The sequence below is a fragment of the Pseudomonas sp. G(2018) genome, assembly GCF_005502415.1.
In the GTDB taxonomy this organism is placed as follows: domain Bacteria; phylum Pseudomonadota; class Gammaproteobacteria; order Pseudomonadales; family Pseudomonadaceae; genus Aquipseudomonas.
In genome coordinates, this window is record NZ_SCOO01000048.1 from 21,218 (window position 1) to 35,724 (window position 14,507).

Annotated in this window: 11 protein-coding genes; 6 read left to right on the plus strand and 5 right to left on the minus strand. The window is 59.9% G+C overall.

The annotated features are described in order from the left end of the window. The first annotated feature begins 1,028 nt into the window (after positions 1-1,028). Complete coding sequence (locus FFS64_RS28640) at positions 1,029-2,591, plus strand: sensor domain-containing diguanylate cyclase (RefSeq protein ID WP_137808108.1); 1,563 nt, start codon at positions 1,029-1,031, stop codon at positions 2,589-2,591. Positions 2,592-3,132: 541 nt separating this feature from the next. Here FFS64_RS28640 and FFS64_RS28645 read toward each other — a convergent pair. Further along, the gene (locus tag FFS64_RS28645; protein WP_137808109.1) at positions 3,133-4,719 is read right to left on the minus strand and encodes a winged helix-turn-helix domain-containing protein; all 1,587 of its coding nucleotides are present in this window, start codon (positions 4,717-4,719) and stop codon (positions 3,133-3,135) included. 247 nt (positions 4,720-4,966) lie between these two features. Between FFS64_RS28645 and FFS64_RS28650 the strand changes: the two genes are divergently transcribed. The 4 genes from FFS64_RS28650 (at position 4,967) to FFS64_RS28665 (ending at position 9,235) form a co-directional block, all read left to right on the plus strand. Continuing rightward, complete coding sequence (locus FFS64_RS28650) at positions 4,967-5,728, plus strand: SDR family oxidoreductase (RefSeq protein WP_137808110.1); 762 nt, start codon at positions 4,967-4,969, stop codon at positions 5,726-5,728. Between the two features lie 76 nt (positions 5,729-5,804). Beyond that, entirely contained in the window at positions 5,805-6,932 is a 1,128-nt protein-coding gene (locus tag FFS64_RS28655) for an HlyD family secretion protein (protein WP_137808111.1), read from the plus strand. Beyond that, entirely contained in the window at positions 6,929-8,521 is a 1,593-nt protein-coding gene (locus FFS64_RS28660) for a DHA2 family efflux MFS transporter permease subunit (protein ID WP_137808112.1), read from the plus strand. Before FFS64_RS28655 ends, FFS64_RS28660 begins: the two co-directional genes overlap by 4 nt. Positions 8,522-8,740: 219 nt before the next feature. Then, entirely contained in the window at positions 8,741-9,235 is a 495-nt protein-coding gene (locus tag FFS64_RS28665) for a cupin domain-containing protein (RefSeq protein ID WP_137808113.1), read from the plus strand. Between the two features lie 164 nt (positions 9,236-9,399). On the opposite strand, the gene FFS64_RS32045 is transcribed toward FFS64_RS28665, so the two are convergent. The 3 genes from FFS64_RS32045 to FFS64_RS28680 all read right to left on the minus strand — a co-directional run bounded on the left by FFS64_RS32045 (position 9,400) and on the right by FFS64_RS28680 (position 12,753). Further along, positions 9,400-10,896, minus strand: a complete 1,497-nt coding sequence (locus tag FFS64_RS32045) for a methyl-accepting chemotaxis protein (RefSeq protein WP_137808114.1) — start codon at positions 10,894-10,896, stop codon at positions 9,400-9,402. A gap of 453 nt (positions 10,897-11,349) precedes the next feature. Then, a complete protein-coding gene (locus FFS64_RS28675; RefSeq protein ID WP_137808115.1) occupies positions 11,350-11,784 on the minus strand; it encodes a GFA family protein in 435 nt (144 codons plus the stop codon). Between the two features lie 27 nt (positions 11,785-11,811). After that, the gene (locus FFS64_RS28680; RefSeq protein ID WP_137808116.1) at positions 11,812-12,753 is read right to left on the minus strand and encodes a carbon-nitrogen hydrolase family protein; all 942 of its coding nucleotides are present in this window, start codon (positions 12,751-12,753) and stop codon (positions 11,812-11,814) included. A 103-nt stretch (positions 12,754-12,856) separates the two neighbouring features. Here FFS64_RS28680 and FFS64_RS28685 point away from each other — a divergent pair, with 103 nt between their 5' ends. After that, positions 12,857-13,546, plus strand: a complete 690-nt coding sequence (locus tag FFS64_RS28685; RefSeq protein WP_137808117.1) for a helix-turn-helix domain-containing protein — start codon at positions 12,857-12,859, stop codon at positions 13,544-13,546. Between the two features lie 229 nt (positions 13,547-13,775). Here the strand turns inward: FFS64_RS28685 and FFS64_RS28690 are convergent, their stop codons facing one another. Further along, on the minus strand, positions 13,776-14,048 hold the full coding sequence (locus FFS64_RS28690; protein ID WP_137808118.1) for a hypothetical protein: 273 nt from the start codon (positions 14,046-14,048) through the stop codon (positions 13,776-13,778). Positions 14,049-14,507 lie beyond the last annotated feature (459 nt).

Below are 14,507 nucleotides of genomic sequence, written 5' to 3' on the forward strand. Positions count from 1 at the left end.
TCACGCTCCCTCGGGAGTTTAGGTGCTTAGCAGCTGCATCAACCTAACGGGGAGTTGGTGCCCGGTTTTGAAGGCCCACATCCCGCCACGTATATTCGCAACAGGACGAGCGCAATCGCCCACAACTGGCATCCGCACATCTGCCCGAATGCGCAGGTGAACGGGTCGCACGCCGTGGTTTAAATGTGCCGCGACACCCGCTGTTCGATTTTATCCATGCTGGAAGCAAGCAGCGTGGCCTCTGGCACGGAACTCTTCGACAATGTAGTCCACGAATACTCTCACCTTGAGGGACTGCAATTTGCGGCCAGTGCAGTAAATCGATAGCGGCAGCGCGTCGGTATACCACTCGGACAGCACGCGAACCCACTAAGACTCGGTCACGGGCAGTTGAGTATGCAAGCAACCTCGCACAGGGAGTCCGCCACAATTTCCCAGTCTTGAGCAGCTCCCAAATCAAATGTCTGATCAGACCCGTATTCTGAGACGGTTTGAATGTCGCTGCGTGGATAGCCGGTTTTATGTGCGATGCGAACCGCTCTCAGGCAGCCGTGCTTGTCATCGGAAACACTCGCCATTTACTTGTCGTGCTGGCAAAAAGCCGCTAAACGTTAAGGTGTTTTTTGGAGAGGGCCTGAATCTGATTTCCAGATTCGTTGTTGTCCCTGCAATCCCGACAGAGACTGGATCAATGCGTGATGGAACGCGCTTCTATTGTGAGACTGCGCCCATCGGTTTCAATATCTATGACAACGAAGAAAAACGTCGCTTGAAGACGACCTATCAAATTCGAGAGGAAGCTCGGGACGAGTGTCAGCGGCTTAACCACAAGCAGTTTCGGGAGGTTCTTGCGGAGCGACAATCCATGGCCGTGCCTTAGACTCTTGCCAACGTGATCAAAATGTTCACCTGATGAAGCGAGACGCTTGAGTCAGGGGCATGGAAAAATACGAGTTGTTTCGCTGCAAGGCTGAATGCTTGCAGAGCGTGACAGTAATTTGGACGCACCGCGAAATCGGAAGATCAGGATGATATGGACAAAGCGGCGCAACTCGCTGATGGGCTTTATTTTTTTAGCGGTCGGCTTGGTGGTTTTTTCGGCGTTACTATTGCTGAAGTCCGAGACTCAGCGAAGGGAAACGTATTTTTCCGAGTACGTGCAAAACATCTCCGGGATTGTGCGCAATCAGCTTGATACCAATGAAGCAGTGCTCTCGGGCTTCTCTGCATTCCTGCAAGCCGTAGACCAGAGTGATACCGAAGCGACAGCCCGATATGCGGCAGTCGTATTGTCGGCCTACCCGCATATCTACATGCTCGAGGCAGCCCGCTCCGTGCCTGTCGCCGAGCAATCCGCCTTTGAGGATCTGTTGCGGCGTACATGGCGCCCAGACTTTGAACTCAAGGATTTCCCAAGTCTCACTGGGCAGCCAGCCCAACCTCAGGCCTTCCTCAAAGAGACCTGGCCCGTGTTGTTTATGTACCCCTTACTCCCTGAATCCAGCTCGATTTACGGGGTGAAGTTAGAAACGGTCGCTTACCTTTCCTACGCGCTGGCACGCGCCCAAAGCAGCCAGAAACCCGTGGTTTCTCCCGTTTTTTCCATGTACGAGGGCGGTAGTGCTTACATTCTGATGCAGTTAGTCAGTCGGCCTGAACAAGAGCGAGCGAGCCCCAGACCCAATTTTTTTGGTAGCACTATGGTGTCATTGCTGTTGATCAAGACGGGCTCTCTTCTTGATGCCGTCAATCACGCTAACGTCGACCCGCTGGTTCACATAGCTGCCGTGCTGAAGACTTCAACCGGATCTGAAAGCGATGTTTTTTCCACGCAGGTTCAACAGGCTGGCTTCCTTGATCGCCTGTTTTTGCCGCAATTGAACGACCGTGTCGAGATCCGCAATACATCGCAGCCCATGACGCTGGTATTCGACCGGCAACTTCGTTTCGGGGATGTCCTTACCGAAGAAATGTTGATGATTCTTTTGGTACTCGCCGGAGCTCTGATGCTGATGCCGATGGTATTGATCAGGCATTTCAAGGCGATAGAAAGAGCCGAAGTTGAGCACGAACGCTCAGCCTATCTGGCAACCCATGATGTACTCACGCAACTGCCTAACCGTTACCTGTTCGCTGAGCGTTTTGCCCAGGCCATCTCGGATTGGGAAGTGAAAGGAATTCCGTTCGCTGTGCTTTTGATCGACTTGGATCATTTCAAGGAGGTTAACGACAAGTACGGTCATGAAGTCGGCGACCAGGTTTTGCAAGCGGTTGCACGCCGCATGCTTCAAGCCACCCGGTCATGTGACACGGCTGCCCGATACGGCGGCGACGAATTTGTGATGCTGATCTCCAATCTTTCTGACCCCGAGAGCGCTGAGTCGCAAGCGGCGAGGGTATTCGACACCATCGCCCAGACAGTCGCGACAAGTGCAGGGGAGCTATCAGTGTCGTGCAGCGTCGGAGTTTCGCTGTGTCCTGTTCATGGGCAATGTCTCGACACATTACTTAAAGCAGCGGATCAGGCCATGTATGGTGTCAAGCAGCTAGGGCGAAAGGGGGTAGGGATGACGGAGTCCCCCCTTACCTGAGGATGCGCGGGCATTGGACAACTCCGATGTGTTTCTGGGCTAACACGCCACAACGGGACCCCGTCGCGCTTGGTCTTAACTTTTGCGCACGGTATACGCCGTCCTGCATGACGGGCGCATAGTTGCCGTGAGTTTGAAGGTCCGCTACTGGCCGATTCTGTTGAAAAAGTCGGTCTGCCCGAACTACCTCATCATTGACTGGTGAAAACGCCTGTTTTGCACGCCGCCACGTGAAATCCGAGTCCGGAAGCCTTTGCCAAATATAAAGATTTCAATCTCGGACGCGTACTTTTCTGATTCGCAAACCAAGGCCGACTTTTTCAACAGAATCGGCCGATAGCAGCCAATCAAAACAATCACTTTGAACCCCAAACAGACGCCGTCCGCGCACTACGGGTGAAACGTACGCCCCCAACGCGTCCAGCCGAGCAACTCATTGATCAGCGTGATGCCGCGGCACACCATCTGCAACATCGCCGTAACCCCGGCAAGACTGCACTAGCTGCGTTAGAGGAGGAGAGCGTTGCGCAACGGGATGTCATTACTCAGGCAACCCAGCCAGCCGCAACCCTTCGGTAAACCGCGCAAAATCCTCCGGCCGCTGGATCGGCAGCCATTCTTTCAGTCTGGACAAGCGCAACGACGGGTCCAGCTCGTGCAGGCGCTGCATGACTTGCGTGGCTTTATCCATGCGTCCGCTGAGGGCGTGGCTGGCTGCCAGCAAGGCTACCGCCGGCAGCAGGGTGGGCAGGTTTCGCAAGGCTTTTTCCGCCCAGTCCGCCGCGCAGTCGAAGCGCCCGGCGAAGAAGTGCGAGAGGGCCATGCCCACTTGCATCCTGAACATCTCCGGATCCAGCGGGCTCAGGCGAACGGCATGGGTCAGGTTTTCGATGGCGGATTCCGTTTCACCGTGCAGTGCGCGCAGGATACCGCCCAGGTACCAGGCGGGGGCGAGGTTGGGGTTGAGCAGGCGTGCCCGGTCGAGCAAGGCAATGCCACCATCGACATCGCCGGCAAGATGGCTGAGCGCGTGTCCACCGCGGGTCAACGCCACCGCGTCATCGCGGCCAAGTTCTACCGCCAGCCGTGCGAGCCGTATGCCCTCGGCGATCTCAAGCGGACGGTCGGCCATCCAGCCATTCAACTTGCGCCAGAAGTGGCACCAGGCGGCCATGCCATAGGCCGAGGCAAATTCCGGGTCGAGTTCGATGGCCTTGTAGAACAGCGGCAGCGCCTGCTCGATGGCTTCGCGGGTGCCGTTGTGCAGTTTTGCCATGCCGCGCAGGTAGTAATCGTAAGCGTCCAGGCTGTCGGTGGGTTTGCGCTTGGCGCGCTCGATTTCCGCCCGTTCAAGCTGCGGCGCGATGGCACCGACCACGCTTTCGGCGATCCGGTCCTGCAGCTCGAAGATGTCATCCAGCAGGCCTTCGAAGCGTTCCGCCCAGATGTGCGTTCCACTCTGCGCGTCGATGAGTTGCCCGGTGATGCGCACCTTGTTTCCGGCCTTGCGCACGCTGCCTTCGAGCACGTAGCGCACGCCGAGTTCCTGGCCGACGCCTTTGACGTCCACGGCGCGGCCCTTGTAGGTGAAGCTCGAGTTGCGCGCGATGACGAACAGCCAGCGGATGCGCGACAGGGCGGCGATGATGTCCTCGACCATGCCGTCGGCGAAATACTCCTGCTCGGGATCGCCACTCAGATTGTGGAAAGGCAGGACGGTGATGGAGGGCTTGTCCGGCAGGCTGAGCGTGGAGGGCGGGTCTACCGGTGCAGGGGTGGCGATGTCCGGCCCGTCAGGCTGTCGCGTGGCGTCAGTCTCGTCGACCTTCAGCAGGCCGACGAAGCGGTAACCCTTGCGCGCAATGGTTCGAACCAGACGCTGCTCCTCACCGGTATCGCCGATGGCCTTGCGCACCGCATTGATGTGGCTGGTGATGGTCGATTCCGAGACGATGCGTCCGGCCCACACAGCCTTGAGCAAGTCGTCCTTGCTGACGACACGTTCGTGGTTGCTGACAAGCTGAAGCAATAGATCGAAGACCTGCGGCCCGACGGTCACGATCTCGCCGCGCAAGGTCAGCTCCCGGCGCTCCTGATCGAGTACGTAGTCTTCAAACACGAATGGCAAGGTCAGTATCCCCTGGTCGGATGCCCTCGACTCCGTGTCCGAGCTGGCGATGGGACGATGATACGGCAGCGCTTAGCGGGCTGCACCGTTCACGGCAAGGCAGCCTCGTCACACCGGCAGCGTTGGACGAAAAACCAAGCGTCTTCAAAGGCAAACTCAAGGCCGGTACAAGGACTTGCCTGGCCCGCGCAGGCACTCTGCATCTACCCCCGACGGCAATGTTGCCGCCGACCAGCGGAGAGAGCCCATGAAGATCGTCGTCATCGGAGGCACCGGCCTCATTGGATCGAAACTTGTGAAGAACCTGCGCGAGCGCGGCCATGAGGCGCTTGCCGCGTCCCCCAACACGGGCGTCAACAGCATCACCCGCGAGGGCCTGGCCCAGGCGATGGATGGCGCCGATATCGTGGTCGACGTGGCCAATGCCCCGGTGTGGGAGGATCAAGCCGTTCTTGAGTTCTTCGAAACCTCTACCCGTAACCTGCTGGCTGCCGAAGCGGCCGCCGGTGTGCGCCATCACGTTGCCTTGTCGATTGTCGGTACCGAGCGGTTGCCCGAAAGCGGCTACTTCCGCGCCAAGGTCGCCCAGGAAAACCTGATCAAGGCGTCGCCCGTTCCCTACACCATCCTGCGGGCCACGCAGTTCTTCGAGTTTGTCGGTGGCATTGCGCAGGCGGCCACCGTCGGCGAGGAAATTTTTCTTTCGCCGGCGCTGATCCAGCCGATGGCGTCCGATGACGTGGCCGCGGTGTTGACCGATGTCACCCTCGAAGCCCCGGTCAATGGCACGGTGGAAGTCGCCGGTCCCGAGGCTATGCCGCTGGATGAACTGGTCAGACGCTTCCTGCGCATCACCCAGGATACGCGCAAGGTGATTCCCGATGTTCATGCGCGCTATTTCGGCGCCGTTCTCGACGACCAATCGCTGACCCCCGGCCAGCATCCGCAGCTGGGCTCGATTCGCTTCGAAGACTGGCTTGGTCAATCGCTGGCCCAGGCGGGCCGCTGAAACCCTCCCAGTCGCAACCTGCAGGCGGCTGCCCGCAGGTTGCCGCAGGCCATTGGCATTGAACAGGAAAAACACCATGAACTCGCCTCAGGACAAGGCCGCCATTGCTACCGGCGCCAGCGCCGAGATCCCTGTCGTAGTAGTGCGGCGAAGCAAGAAAAAATTGCTCGGCATACTGCTGTGCGTCGGCGCCGTGGTGGTCGTGGCCGCCGGATGGGCGATGTCGCTGACCGGTGGCGCGACCTCGACCGACAACGCTTATGTGCGCGGCGACGTCACCTCGCTCGCCGCCAAGGTGGCCGGCTATGTCACGGCGGCAGAGGTTGAAGACAACCAGAACGTGCGCGCCGGCGATGTGCTGTTTCGCATCGATGACCGCGACTACCGCGCAAAACTGGCGCAAGCCGAGGCCAATGTCAGCGCCGCCCGGGCGCGTCTGGCTGACGTCGATGCGCAAACCCAGCTGCAGCGCGCCCTGATTCGTGAAGCCGAAGCCCAACGTCGCTCCGCGGTGGCCAGGATGAATCTGGCAACCAAGACCCACGATCGCAGCCGCAAACTGATTGTCAGCAACGCGGTCAGCCAGGCTTTGGTCGATGAAAGCGACGAGGCTCGGTCGAGAGCCGAATCGTCGGTGTCCGCTGCCTCGGCCACGGTTGACGCGCAACAACAACGCATCGCCGTGCTGGTGGCCCAGCGCGAAGCGGCCGTTGCTACCGTTGCCCAGGCCCAGGCCGCGCGGGATCTGGCGCAGATAGACCTCGACAGCACCGTGGTCCGCGCGCCGGTGGATGGCGTGATCGGCAACCGTCAGGTGCGTATCGGCCGCTATGTGACACCGGGCGTGGCCTTGCTCGATATCGTGCCGGTCCATGACGTTTGGGTCGTGGCCAATTTCAAGGAAACCCAGCTCGAACACATCCGCCCCGGCCAGCGCGTGCGCATTACCGTCGACGGCTACCCCGACACCGCCCTTGAAGGGAGGGTCGACAGCTTCGCACCGGGCAGCGGCTCGGCGTTCAGCCTGCTCCCGGCCGACAACGCCACCGGCAACTTTGTGCGGGTCGTGCAGCGCGTGCCGGTCAAGATCCGCCTGGTGCAAAACCCATTGCCGGGGCGCATCGTGCCTGGTCTGTCGGCACGGGTTGATGTGGCGCAAGGCGACGTTGAGCAAAGGGTCGTTGCGCAAGGGGAAGGGTCATGAACACGACGGCCGTGACCGTGCGCAGCCACGCCAGTGCCACGACTGGCGTGCTGCTCATGGTGGGCATCGTGCTGGCGGCGCTGACGGAAGCGATTGCCAGCACTGTGCTGGCCCTCGGGCGCAGCGACATCCTCGGCGACACCTATGCCACGCCCGATGAGTTCGCCTGGCTGGATGTCGGCTACACCGCCTTCAAGCTGATCGGCTTCATGACCGCCGCCTGGCTGCTGAGCCGCTTCGATCCGCGCCGCGTGATCATCGGCGCCGTGCTGCTCATGGGCCTGGCCTGCGCCTTGGCCGCCATCACCGCGCGGCTGGACGTGCTGATCGCGCTGCGCATCCTTCAGGGTTTCGCCGGCGGCACCTTGCTGGTCGGCGGCCAGGCGCTGATTTTTTTTGCCTTTGCGCCATCCCGTCAGCCGATCCTCCAGGCCCTGTTCGCCATGGGCTCGGTGGTTGCGCCCGCGACACTCGCCCCGGCGCTGCAAGGCTGGTTGATCGACAGCCAGGACTGGACCTGGATCTTCCTCAGCGTCGTGCCGGTGGCGCTGGCGTCTGGCGGGCTTTTGCTGATGGTAGACAGCCCGATGCCCGCGCAGGTCCGGCGTCCATTCGACTGGATCGGCGTCTCACTGATCTCCACCAGCCTGTTCAGCCTCACCTACGTCTTCAGCCAGGGTGAACGCTGGGACTGGTTCGAGGAGCCGCGCATCCTCTGGCTGAGCGTGATCGGGGTCGCCACGCTGCTGGCATTTTTCGGTCAGCAAGTGTTGGCCAAGGGGCTGGGCCTGCTCGACTTCACCCTGTTCCAGTCCAGCGATTTTTCCTTCGCGTTGGTCGTCAGTTTTGTCGCCGGTGCCGCGTTGTTCGGCAGTGCGTTCCTGATCCCGGCCTTCGCGTTGTCGGTCCTTGGCTTCACACCCACCGAGGCCGGCCTGCTGCTGTTGCCCAGTGGCGCGCTGTTCATTGGAGCATTGCTGGTTGCCGCCTTTCTGTTTCAAGTTCGTCGGGTGGCGCCGTTCGCCACCGTGCCCTTCGGCATCCTGATGATCATGATTGCGATGTGGATGCTTTCCGGGTCCACCAGTGAAAGCGGCGCCGACGACATGATGGCCGCCATCCTGTTGCGCGGCCTGGGCCTGGGTTTCCTGTTCCTGTCGATCACCCTGATCGCCTTCAGCGATCTCAGCCGCCGCAACCTCGCCGGCGGCATAGGCCTGTTCAATACCGGTCGACAGTTGGGTGGCCTGATGGGCGTCGCCGGGCTGCAGACACTGATCGAACACAACGTCGCCGCCAACGTCGCCGTCCTCGGTACTCACGTCACCCCGGGGGCGAATACGGTGATCGAACGCCTGACCACCACCACTGCGATGTTGATGGGCAAAGGCATGGACGCAGTGGCCGCCGGCCGCGGCGCGGCGAGTCTTCTCGGTCGGGCTGTTTCGGGGCAGGCCACGGTGATTGCCTTCGACTCGGCGTTCTTCGCCGTGACTCTGCTGTTCGCCGTCGCCGCGCCCATGCTGGTTGCCATCAAGATCGCATTTGCGCGACGGGCGAAAGCACGTGCCATGGGAGCGGCGCTGTAAAACCGGTACCCATTTCCCTTGTGGGAGCGAGCAGGCTCGCTCCCACAGGAGCTTTCGCTCAACCGAGAATTACGCGGGCTTTTTGGGTGGTGCGGTTCGGATGTGGCGGAACATTGATTACATTGCGTATCAACTGTAATGCGCGTTTGCGGCATTATCGGTAATGCCCATCACAAATACAGTAAGGCGGACGATTCTTGCGTAACTAAGGTGTCTTTCATGATTCAGAGCATTATGAAAACTGCTTGCCTGACAGCGCTTCTTGTCGCAGGCGCAGCCGTGCCGTTCGCCCAGGCTGAACCACTACCACTGGGCAAAACCGGTGCTATGCATAATGAAGATGTGGAATGGCGCAGCTTTGCGGCTTTCCCCAAGGAAGTGAAACTGGCTGTGCTGGTCGGCGACCCCGGCAAACCAGCACCCTACGTCGTGCGGGTCAAAGTGCCCAATGGCACCAAACTGATGCCCCATACGCATCCTGAAGATCGTATCTACACCGTCATGTCCGGGGTTTTCTACATTGGCTTCGGTACTGTTTTCGATCCGGACAAACTGGTTGCCTATGGCCCCGGCAGCGTAGTGATACTCCCGGCCAATACCCCACACTTCCACTGGGCCAGATCAGGCGAGTACATCTCGCAAGTCTACGGCACAGGCCCGCTGGGCCTTGAATACATCGATAGCCACGATGATCCGCGCAATGCATCGAACTAAGGTCATCACCGCCTGAAAACCGACCTGATTTCGTGGGTGTACTCCTCAAACTGTAGGAGCGAGCTTGCTCGCGAAAAACGCCCACACAACGCATTCATTCAGACAGGTCGCGTTATCGTTGACCTCCATCGCGAGCAAGCTCGCTCCCACAGGTTTTGCGAATATCACTGATGAAACGTACGCCCCAACGCATCCAGCCGCATCGCAATCGGCGGCAACCGCTGACTGCTCAATGCCAGGGTCTCCACATCATCCGCCGTACTCTGTGCAATCGACTGCACTGACTGCAAACGCCCGACAATTTCCAGGCTCGCCGAGGACTGTTCCCGAGTGGTCGTCACAATCCGCCCATTGAGTTCATCAATCTGCGAAATATCACTGCCCACCGCCAGTAACATCGCCGCCGCCAACTGACTGTCCTCGACACAGCGCTCCACACCCTCACGACTGTCATGCATCGCCTCGACCGCCTTGCGGCTGCCTTGCTGCAACGCCTCGATAATCGTCCGGATTTCCTTGGTGGAAACCGCCGTACGCTGCGCCAGGCTGCGCACTTCATCCGCCACCACCGCAAACCCTCGACCCTGCTCACCAGCCCGCGCCGCCTCGATGGCGGCATTGAGCGCCAGCAAATTGGTTTGCTCGGCAATGCTGCTGATCACCTCCAGCACCGTACCGATCTGCTGCGCCTGACCCGCCAGCACCTGCACGGTTTCGTGGGTACCGTTCAGGCGCGACGCCAACTGCGTGATCTCCTGCCGAGCCCGATTCACACTCTCCTGACCCCGAGTGACCTGCGCACTGGCCTGTCCGGCGTGTTCAACCGCATGTTCGACATGCACGGCGATATGCCCCATCGCATCCCCCATGCGCTGCATCGAACCGGTCATCTGGGCAATTTCCGTCAACTGATGCTGCGCGCCTTTCTCCAGCGTCGTACTCGCCTTGGCAATCTCGTGGCCCAACTCACCCAACCCTTGAGAATCACGCACCACGCCGTCAACCAGCGCCGTAATCTGCGTCAAAAACTGATCGAAACGCTCCGCCAGCGACACATGCACCGCGGCCTTGTCACCCTTGCCGGCATCCACCGTCAACTGCGACGTGGCCGCGAGCATCTTGTCCAGCATGTCCTGACTCTCCACCGCATCCGCCTGACTGTGCACCGCCAGGTAGAGCAGGGCGACCGTCTCCATCACCACATAAAACGCGTGCACGAACACCATCGTCCAGCCCCCGTGATGCGCCATCACAAACACCGGAAATCCCTGGTGCTGCAGCACATGAAACACCACGTGATGAACCGCGATGGCCGCAGCAGCCACCAGGATCGGCAGCCAGTCGCGATAAAACGTCAACACCGCCAACAACGCGAAAATTCCGAAGTGCGACTCAATGACCCCCCGGGCCTGATTGATGTGCAACGCCGCCATCACCATCAGACCCACACCCAGGCAACAGCGCATGAACCGCGTGCCACCGATGGCGCGATACAACACCGTCAACACCACACTCGTCCCGCCACCCACCAACAACGCCTGCACGAACGTGTCGTGCCAGAACGCCAGGCCCAACGCGAAGACGAACATCAGCCAGATTAAACCCAGCATGATGCGGTCGGCTTTGCGGTAGTGCTCAAGGAAGCGAGGGGGGAAGGGCATGCACGCTTACTCCATGTAATTGAGCGAGGGTGAAGCAGGGAGGTAGGGCAGATGCTGCCTGGACAAGACAGCCAATGACCCTGTGGTGAGGGAGCTTGCTCCTGTTGCCCCGAGTACGGAGCGGTGCAACGGGAGCAAGCTCCCTCACCACAGGGTCATGGGTTGGTTTTGGTTTTATTGGGGGTGTGTATGAGGCGTCGGGGAGAGCGTAGCCGTTTGCCATCATCTCGCAGTGGACGACGTCGTTCGGGGGCAAGATTGTCAGATTTAGAGGCAATTTTTGCAGATTTGGCGGAGATCAATGATTTTGCGTTACCGCTCTTCGTAGGAGCAAAGCTTGCTCGCGAATGCGGTGGGTCAGTCACATCAATATTGAATGACCCACCGCATTCGCGAGCAAGCTTTGCTCCTGCAGGTCCGTGGTTGCCGCGTCATAGGGGGGGCGCCAGGCCGCTACTCATCCATGCTAGCGCCCGATCCGCCTAACTCGCTGGGCACATCCTTCAGCTTCGGCAATCCATCCTTGATACGCAGCACAGTCTCCTGATAGTGGACGTGAACCCCCGGCTCGTACGCGAGATCCGGGATGACCGCGGCATACACGTCGATGAGCCCCATCCCGGGGTGTTCGGTGAAGAGGTGCCCGCCGCAAGTCTTGCACCATTTGCGATAACTCTGCGGGGTCTTGTTGTAGGTGCCGATGTTGTCAGCCCCCCGAGTCACGTGGACCGCCTCGGGTTTCCACAGCGTGAAGGCATTGACCGGTCCTGCTGACCAATGCCGACACGATTCGCAGTGGCAATAGCCCATCGCGGCGGGCTCGCCGCTGACGGTGAACTCGACCGCACCGCAAAAACAACTGCCCTTGTATGACCGTTCAGTGTTCATGGAATGACTCCTCGATCAAGGGTGACTTCACGCGTCGATGTAGCGCACTGAGGTCGCCGCTGTGCGCCGTACCTGCAATTCGAATATGTCAGGGCGTGCGTAGTGGCCGGTCACGTCGAGCGCTCGCCGCGCGGGCGCCACCACGGCGACGTCGATGTCTGCATACAAAATGCCGGCCTCTCGGTGCAACGGACCGGCCACGACCCGGCCTTGGGGATTGACCACCACCGAGTCGCCGTCGTTGATCCATTCGTCTGGATCGGGAAACAGTTGGGCACGCGCCGGGAAATCGTCGGGGATGTCGCCGCCGCGCAGCGCGGTTCCGCTGCCGAGTACCCAGCAGCGGCCTTCGAGTGCGATATGCCGCATCGTGCTGATCCAGCCTTCGCCCGTGTCGTACGTGGGGGCGACGTAAATTTCCACCCCTTGGGCATACAGTGCATAGCGGGCCAACGGCATGTAGTTTTCCCAGCAGATCAGCGCACCCAGGCGACCGACCGGCGTGTCGACCGCACGCAACCCGGAGGCATCACCGAAGCCATGCACCATGCGCTCGGGATTGGTGGGCATGAGCTTGCGGTGTCGATTGAGCATTGCGCCGTTCGCGCCGATCACGACTACGCTGTTATAGAGCGTGCCGCCGCCACTGTGCCGGTCGCATTCATTGATGCCGCACACGATCGTCACGGCGTGAACGCGGGCCACCTCGCACAATGGGCTCAGGTCACCGCTGGTAATATCAACAGCGTTGGCCAGCAACCGCGTGTGCAACTGGCCCATGACAGCCCCGTCCTTTCCTGCCGCCAGCCGCCAGATCCACGACGGGTAACCGGGAATGTAGGATTCGGGCAAAACGATCAGCGAGGCTCCCGCCGCCGCGGCCTCAGCGACCGATTGCACGGCCCGGCTGATCGTCGCGCTGCGATCGAGCAGCACGGGCGGGCGCTGAATGATGGCTACCTTGGTCATGGCGTTCTCCTTTGGCACTTGACTTCGAAGTCTTGAGCCTGCACGCGAAGAAGGGGCGGGACTAGTTCAGAATCTGAAGTGTTGCAGTCGCGGAGTCCAGGCAATGGAAGAGAGCTACGGTCAGTTCTGCACAGTTGCACGGGGTGCCGAAGCACTGTGCGAGCGCTGGACACCCTTGGTCGTGCGCGAGCTGCTATGCGGCAGCAAGCGCTTCAACGAACTGCACCGCGGCGTGCCCCGGATGTCCACCGGCCTGCTGGCACAACGGCTGCGCCATCTGGAAGAGATTGGCGTCGTTCGTCGCACGGCCGTGGGCAAAGTCTGGGAATACAGCCTGACCGAGGCGGGCGAGGAACTGCGTCCCATCATCATGGCGCTGGGTCATTGGGGCGCCCGCTGGATCGGCAGCCGCCTGCGCAATGACGAACTCGACGCCGGCCTGCTTATGTGGGACGTACGACGTTTCGTCCACATCGAGACATTCCCGCCGCGACCGGTGGTCATCCAATTCAAATTCCGCGACGCACGGCCCGGCGAGCAAGCCTGGTGGCTGGTGGTTGAAGAGGGCGTGGCAGACCTGTGCCGCGACGACCCCGGCCGCGAACTGACCCTGGTGGTGGATTCCAGCGTGCGCGCATTGACCGAAGTGTGGGCAGGCGACCGCACACCGCGGGAGGTGCTTGAATCGCGGGAGCTGCGTGTGGATGGGGCGGTGAAGGATGCGGAAAGCTTGTGGCGTTGGCTGGGTACGAGTGCGTTTGCGGGGACGCGGAGGGCGGTGGTGGTTCGGTAATCTAAAAAGCTTCACATTTTTTTTCACATATTTATTGGATGAACAGGCGCGGATTTATTGGCCTCCAGAGGTTTTTCAGACTTCAAAAACAAAATTTTCTGCACATTTTTTTTCACGTTTTTTTGTGAACTGAATTCGGTGAAATGGAGGCAAAATGGGGCTGTTAGCCGCGTTCACGTACTGATCGCATTTGCAGAAAAACGGGCGTCATTATGGCGCCCGTTTCTGCTTACTCCTTCGCCTGCGCTCGCAATCGTCGTCCAATCACATCCATCAAGTCACAGCCGTCGCGCAGCGGAATGGCCAGCAGCTTGGAAAAGTCCGACAACACCACCGTGTCGCAACCAATCTCGGCGCGGAAGGCGATGTTCTCCAGCACCTGCGTAACCGTGCGAATCCGGTAATCCGCCATGGCTTGCAGAACGTCGAGTGGGGCTTCGGTATCAATGAGCAAAGAGGCCGGAATCAGGTCGATTCCGGTGAGAGGCATGTATCGATTCATTTTGAAGATCTCTGTTTGATTGGCTCAAGGCCGTCACTCAGTCGTCGCCAAACGATTGGGTGGCAGCTGTGCGCAGGTTGGCGAACCGGCACAGAGAAAACCGGCAGACCCGAAGGTCTCCCGCGCACAGCCGCCATAACAGCGGCTTTGCGGGTGCGATGATACCTGCAATGAAGCGGATAGCTCTCGCATTCTCTGTTATCAGGTCGCCAAACCCGAATCGCCATTTGGGCGACGGTGCTGACTATAAGCCGCACGGGATCAGCGGGGATAGGTGAGCAATTCCGAGCTTTTTGTAGGACTCGTGATGAAAAAATCTCAGACCTTTCACGCCACCTCACCGGGAAATTAAACACAGTTCTGAAATGTCCATTGCCCCGTGCCTGTAACTCGCCGAAGCTATCCTTCATCAGCCCTCCAGCAGTCGAGACGGACCTCCACCCCATGCAAACTCCACCC

Coding starts and splice junctions, on each gene's coding strand:
- FFS64_RS28665 (WP_137808113.1), top strand. CDS start 8,741: ATGATTCAGAGCATTATGAAAACTGCTTGCCTGACAGCGCTTCTTGTC.
- FFS64_RS28685 (WP_137808117.1), top strand. CDS start 12,857: ATGGAAGAGAGCTACGGTCAGTTCTGCACAGTTGCACGGGGTGCCGAA.
- FFS64_RS28660 (WP_137808112.1), top strand. CDS start 6,929: ATGAACACGACGGCCGTGACCGTGCGCAGCCACGCCAGTGCCACGACT.
- FFS64_RS32045 (WP_137808114.1), bottom strand. CDS start 10,896: ATGCCCTTCCCCCCTCGCTTCCTTGAGCACTACCGCAAAGCCGACCGC.
- FFS64_RS28680 (WP_137808116.1), bottom strand. CDS start 12,753: ATGACCAAGGTAGCCATCATTCAGCGCCCGCCCGTGCTGCTCGATCGC.
- FFS64_RS28650 (WP_137808110.1), top strand. CDS start 4,967: ATGAAGATCGTCGTCATCGGAGGCACCGGCCTCATTGGATCGAAACTT.
- FFS64_RS28690 (WP_137808118.1), bottom strand. CDS start 14,048: ATGAATCGATACATGCCTCTCACCGGAATCGACCTGATTCCGGCCTCT.
- FFS64_RS28655 (WP_137808111.1), top strand. CDS start 5,805: ATGAACTCGCCTCAGGACAAGGCCGCCATTGCTACCGGCGCCAGCGCC.
- FFS64_RS28640 (WP_137808108.1), top strand. CDS start 1,029: ATGATATGGACAAAGCGGCGCAACTCGCTGATGGGCTTTATTTTTTTA.
- FFS64_RS28675 (WP_137808115.1), bottom strand. CDS start 11,784: ATGAACACTGAACGGTCATACAAGGGCAGTTGTTTTTGCGGTGCGGTC.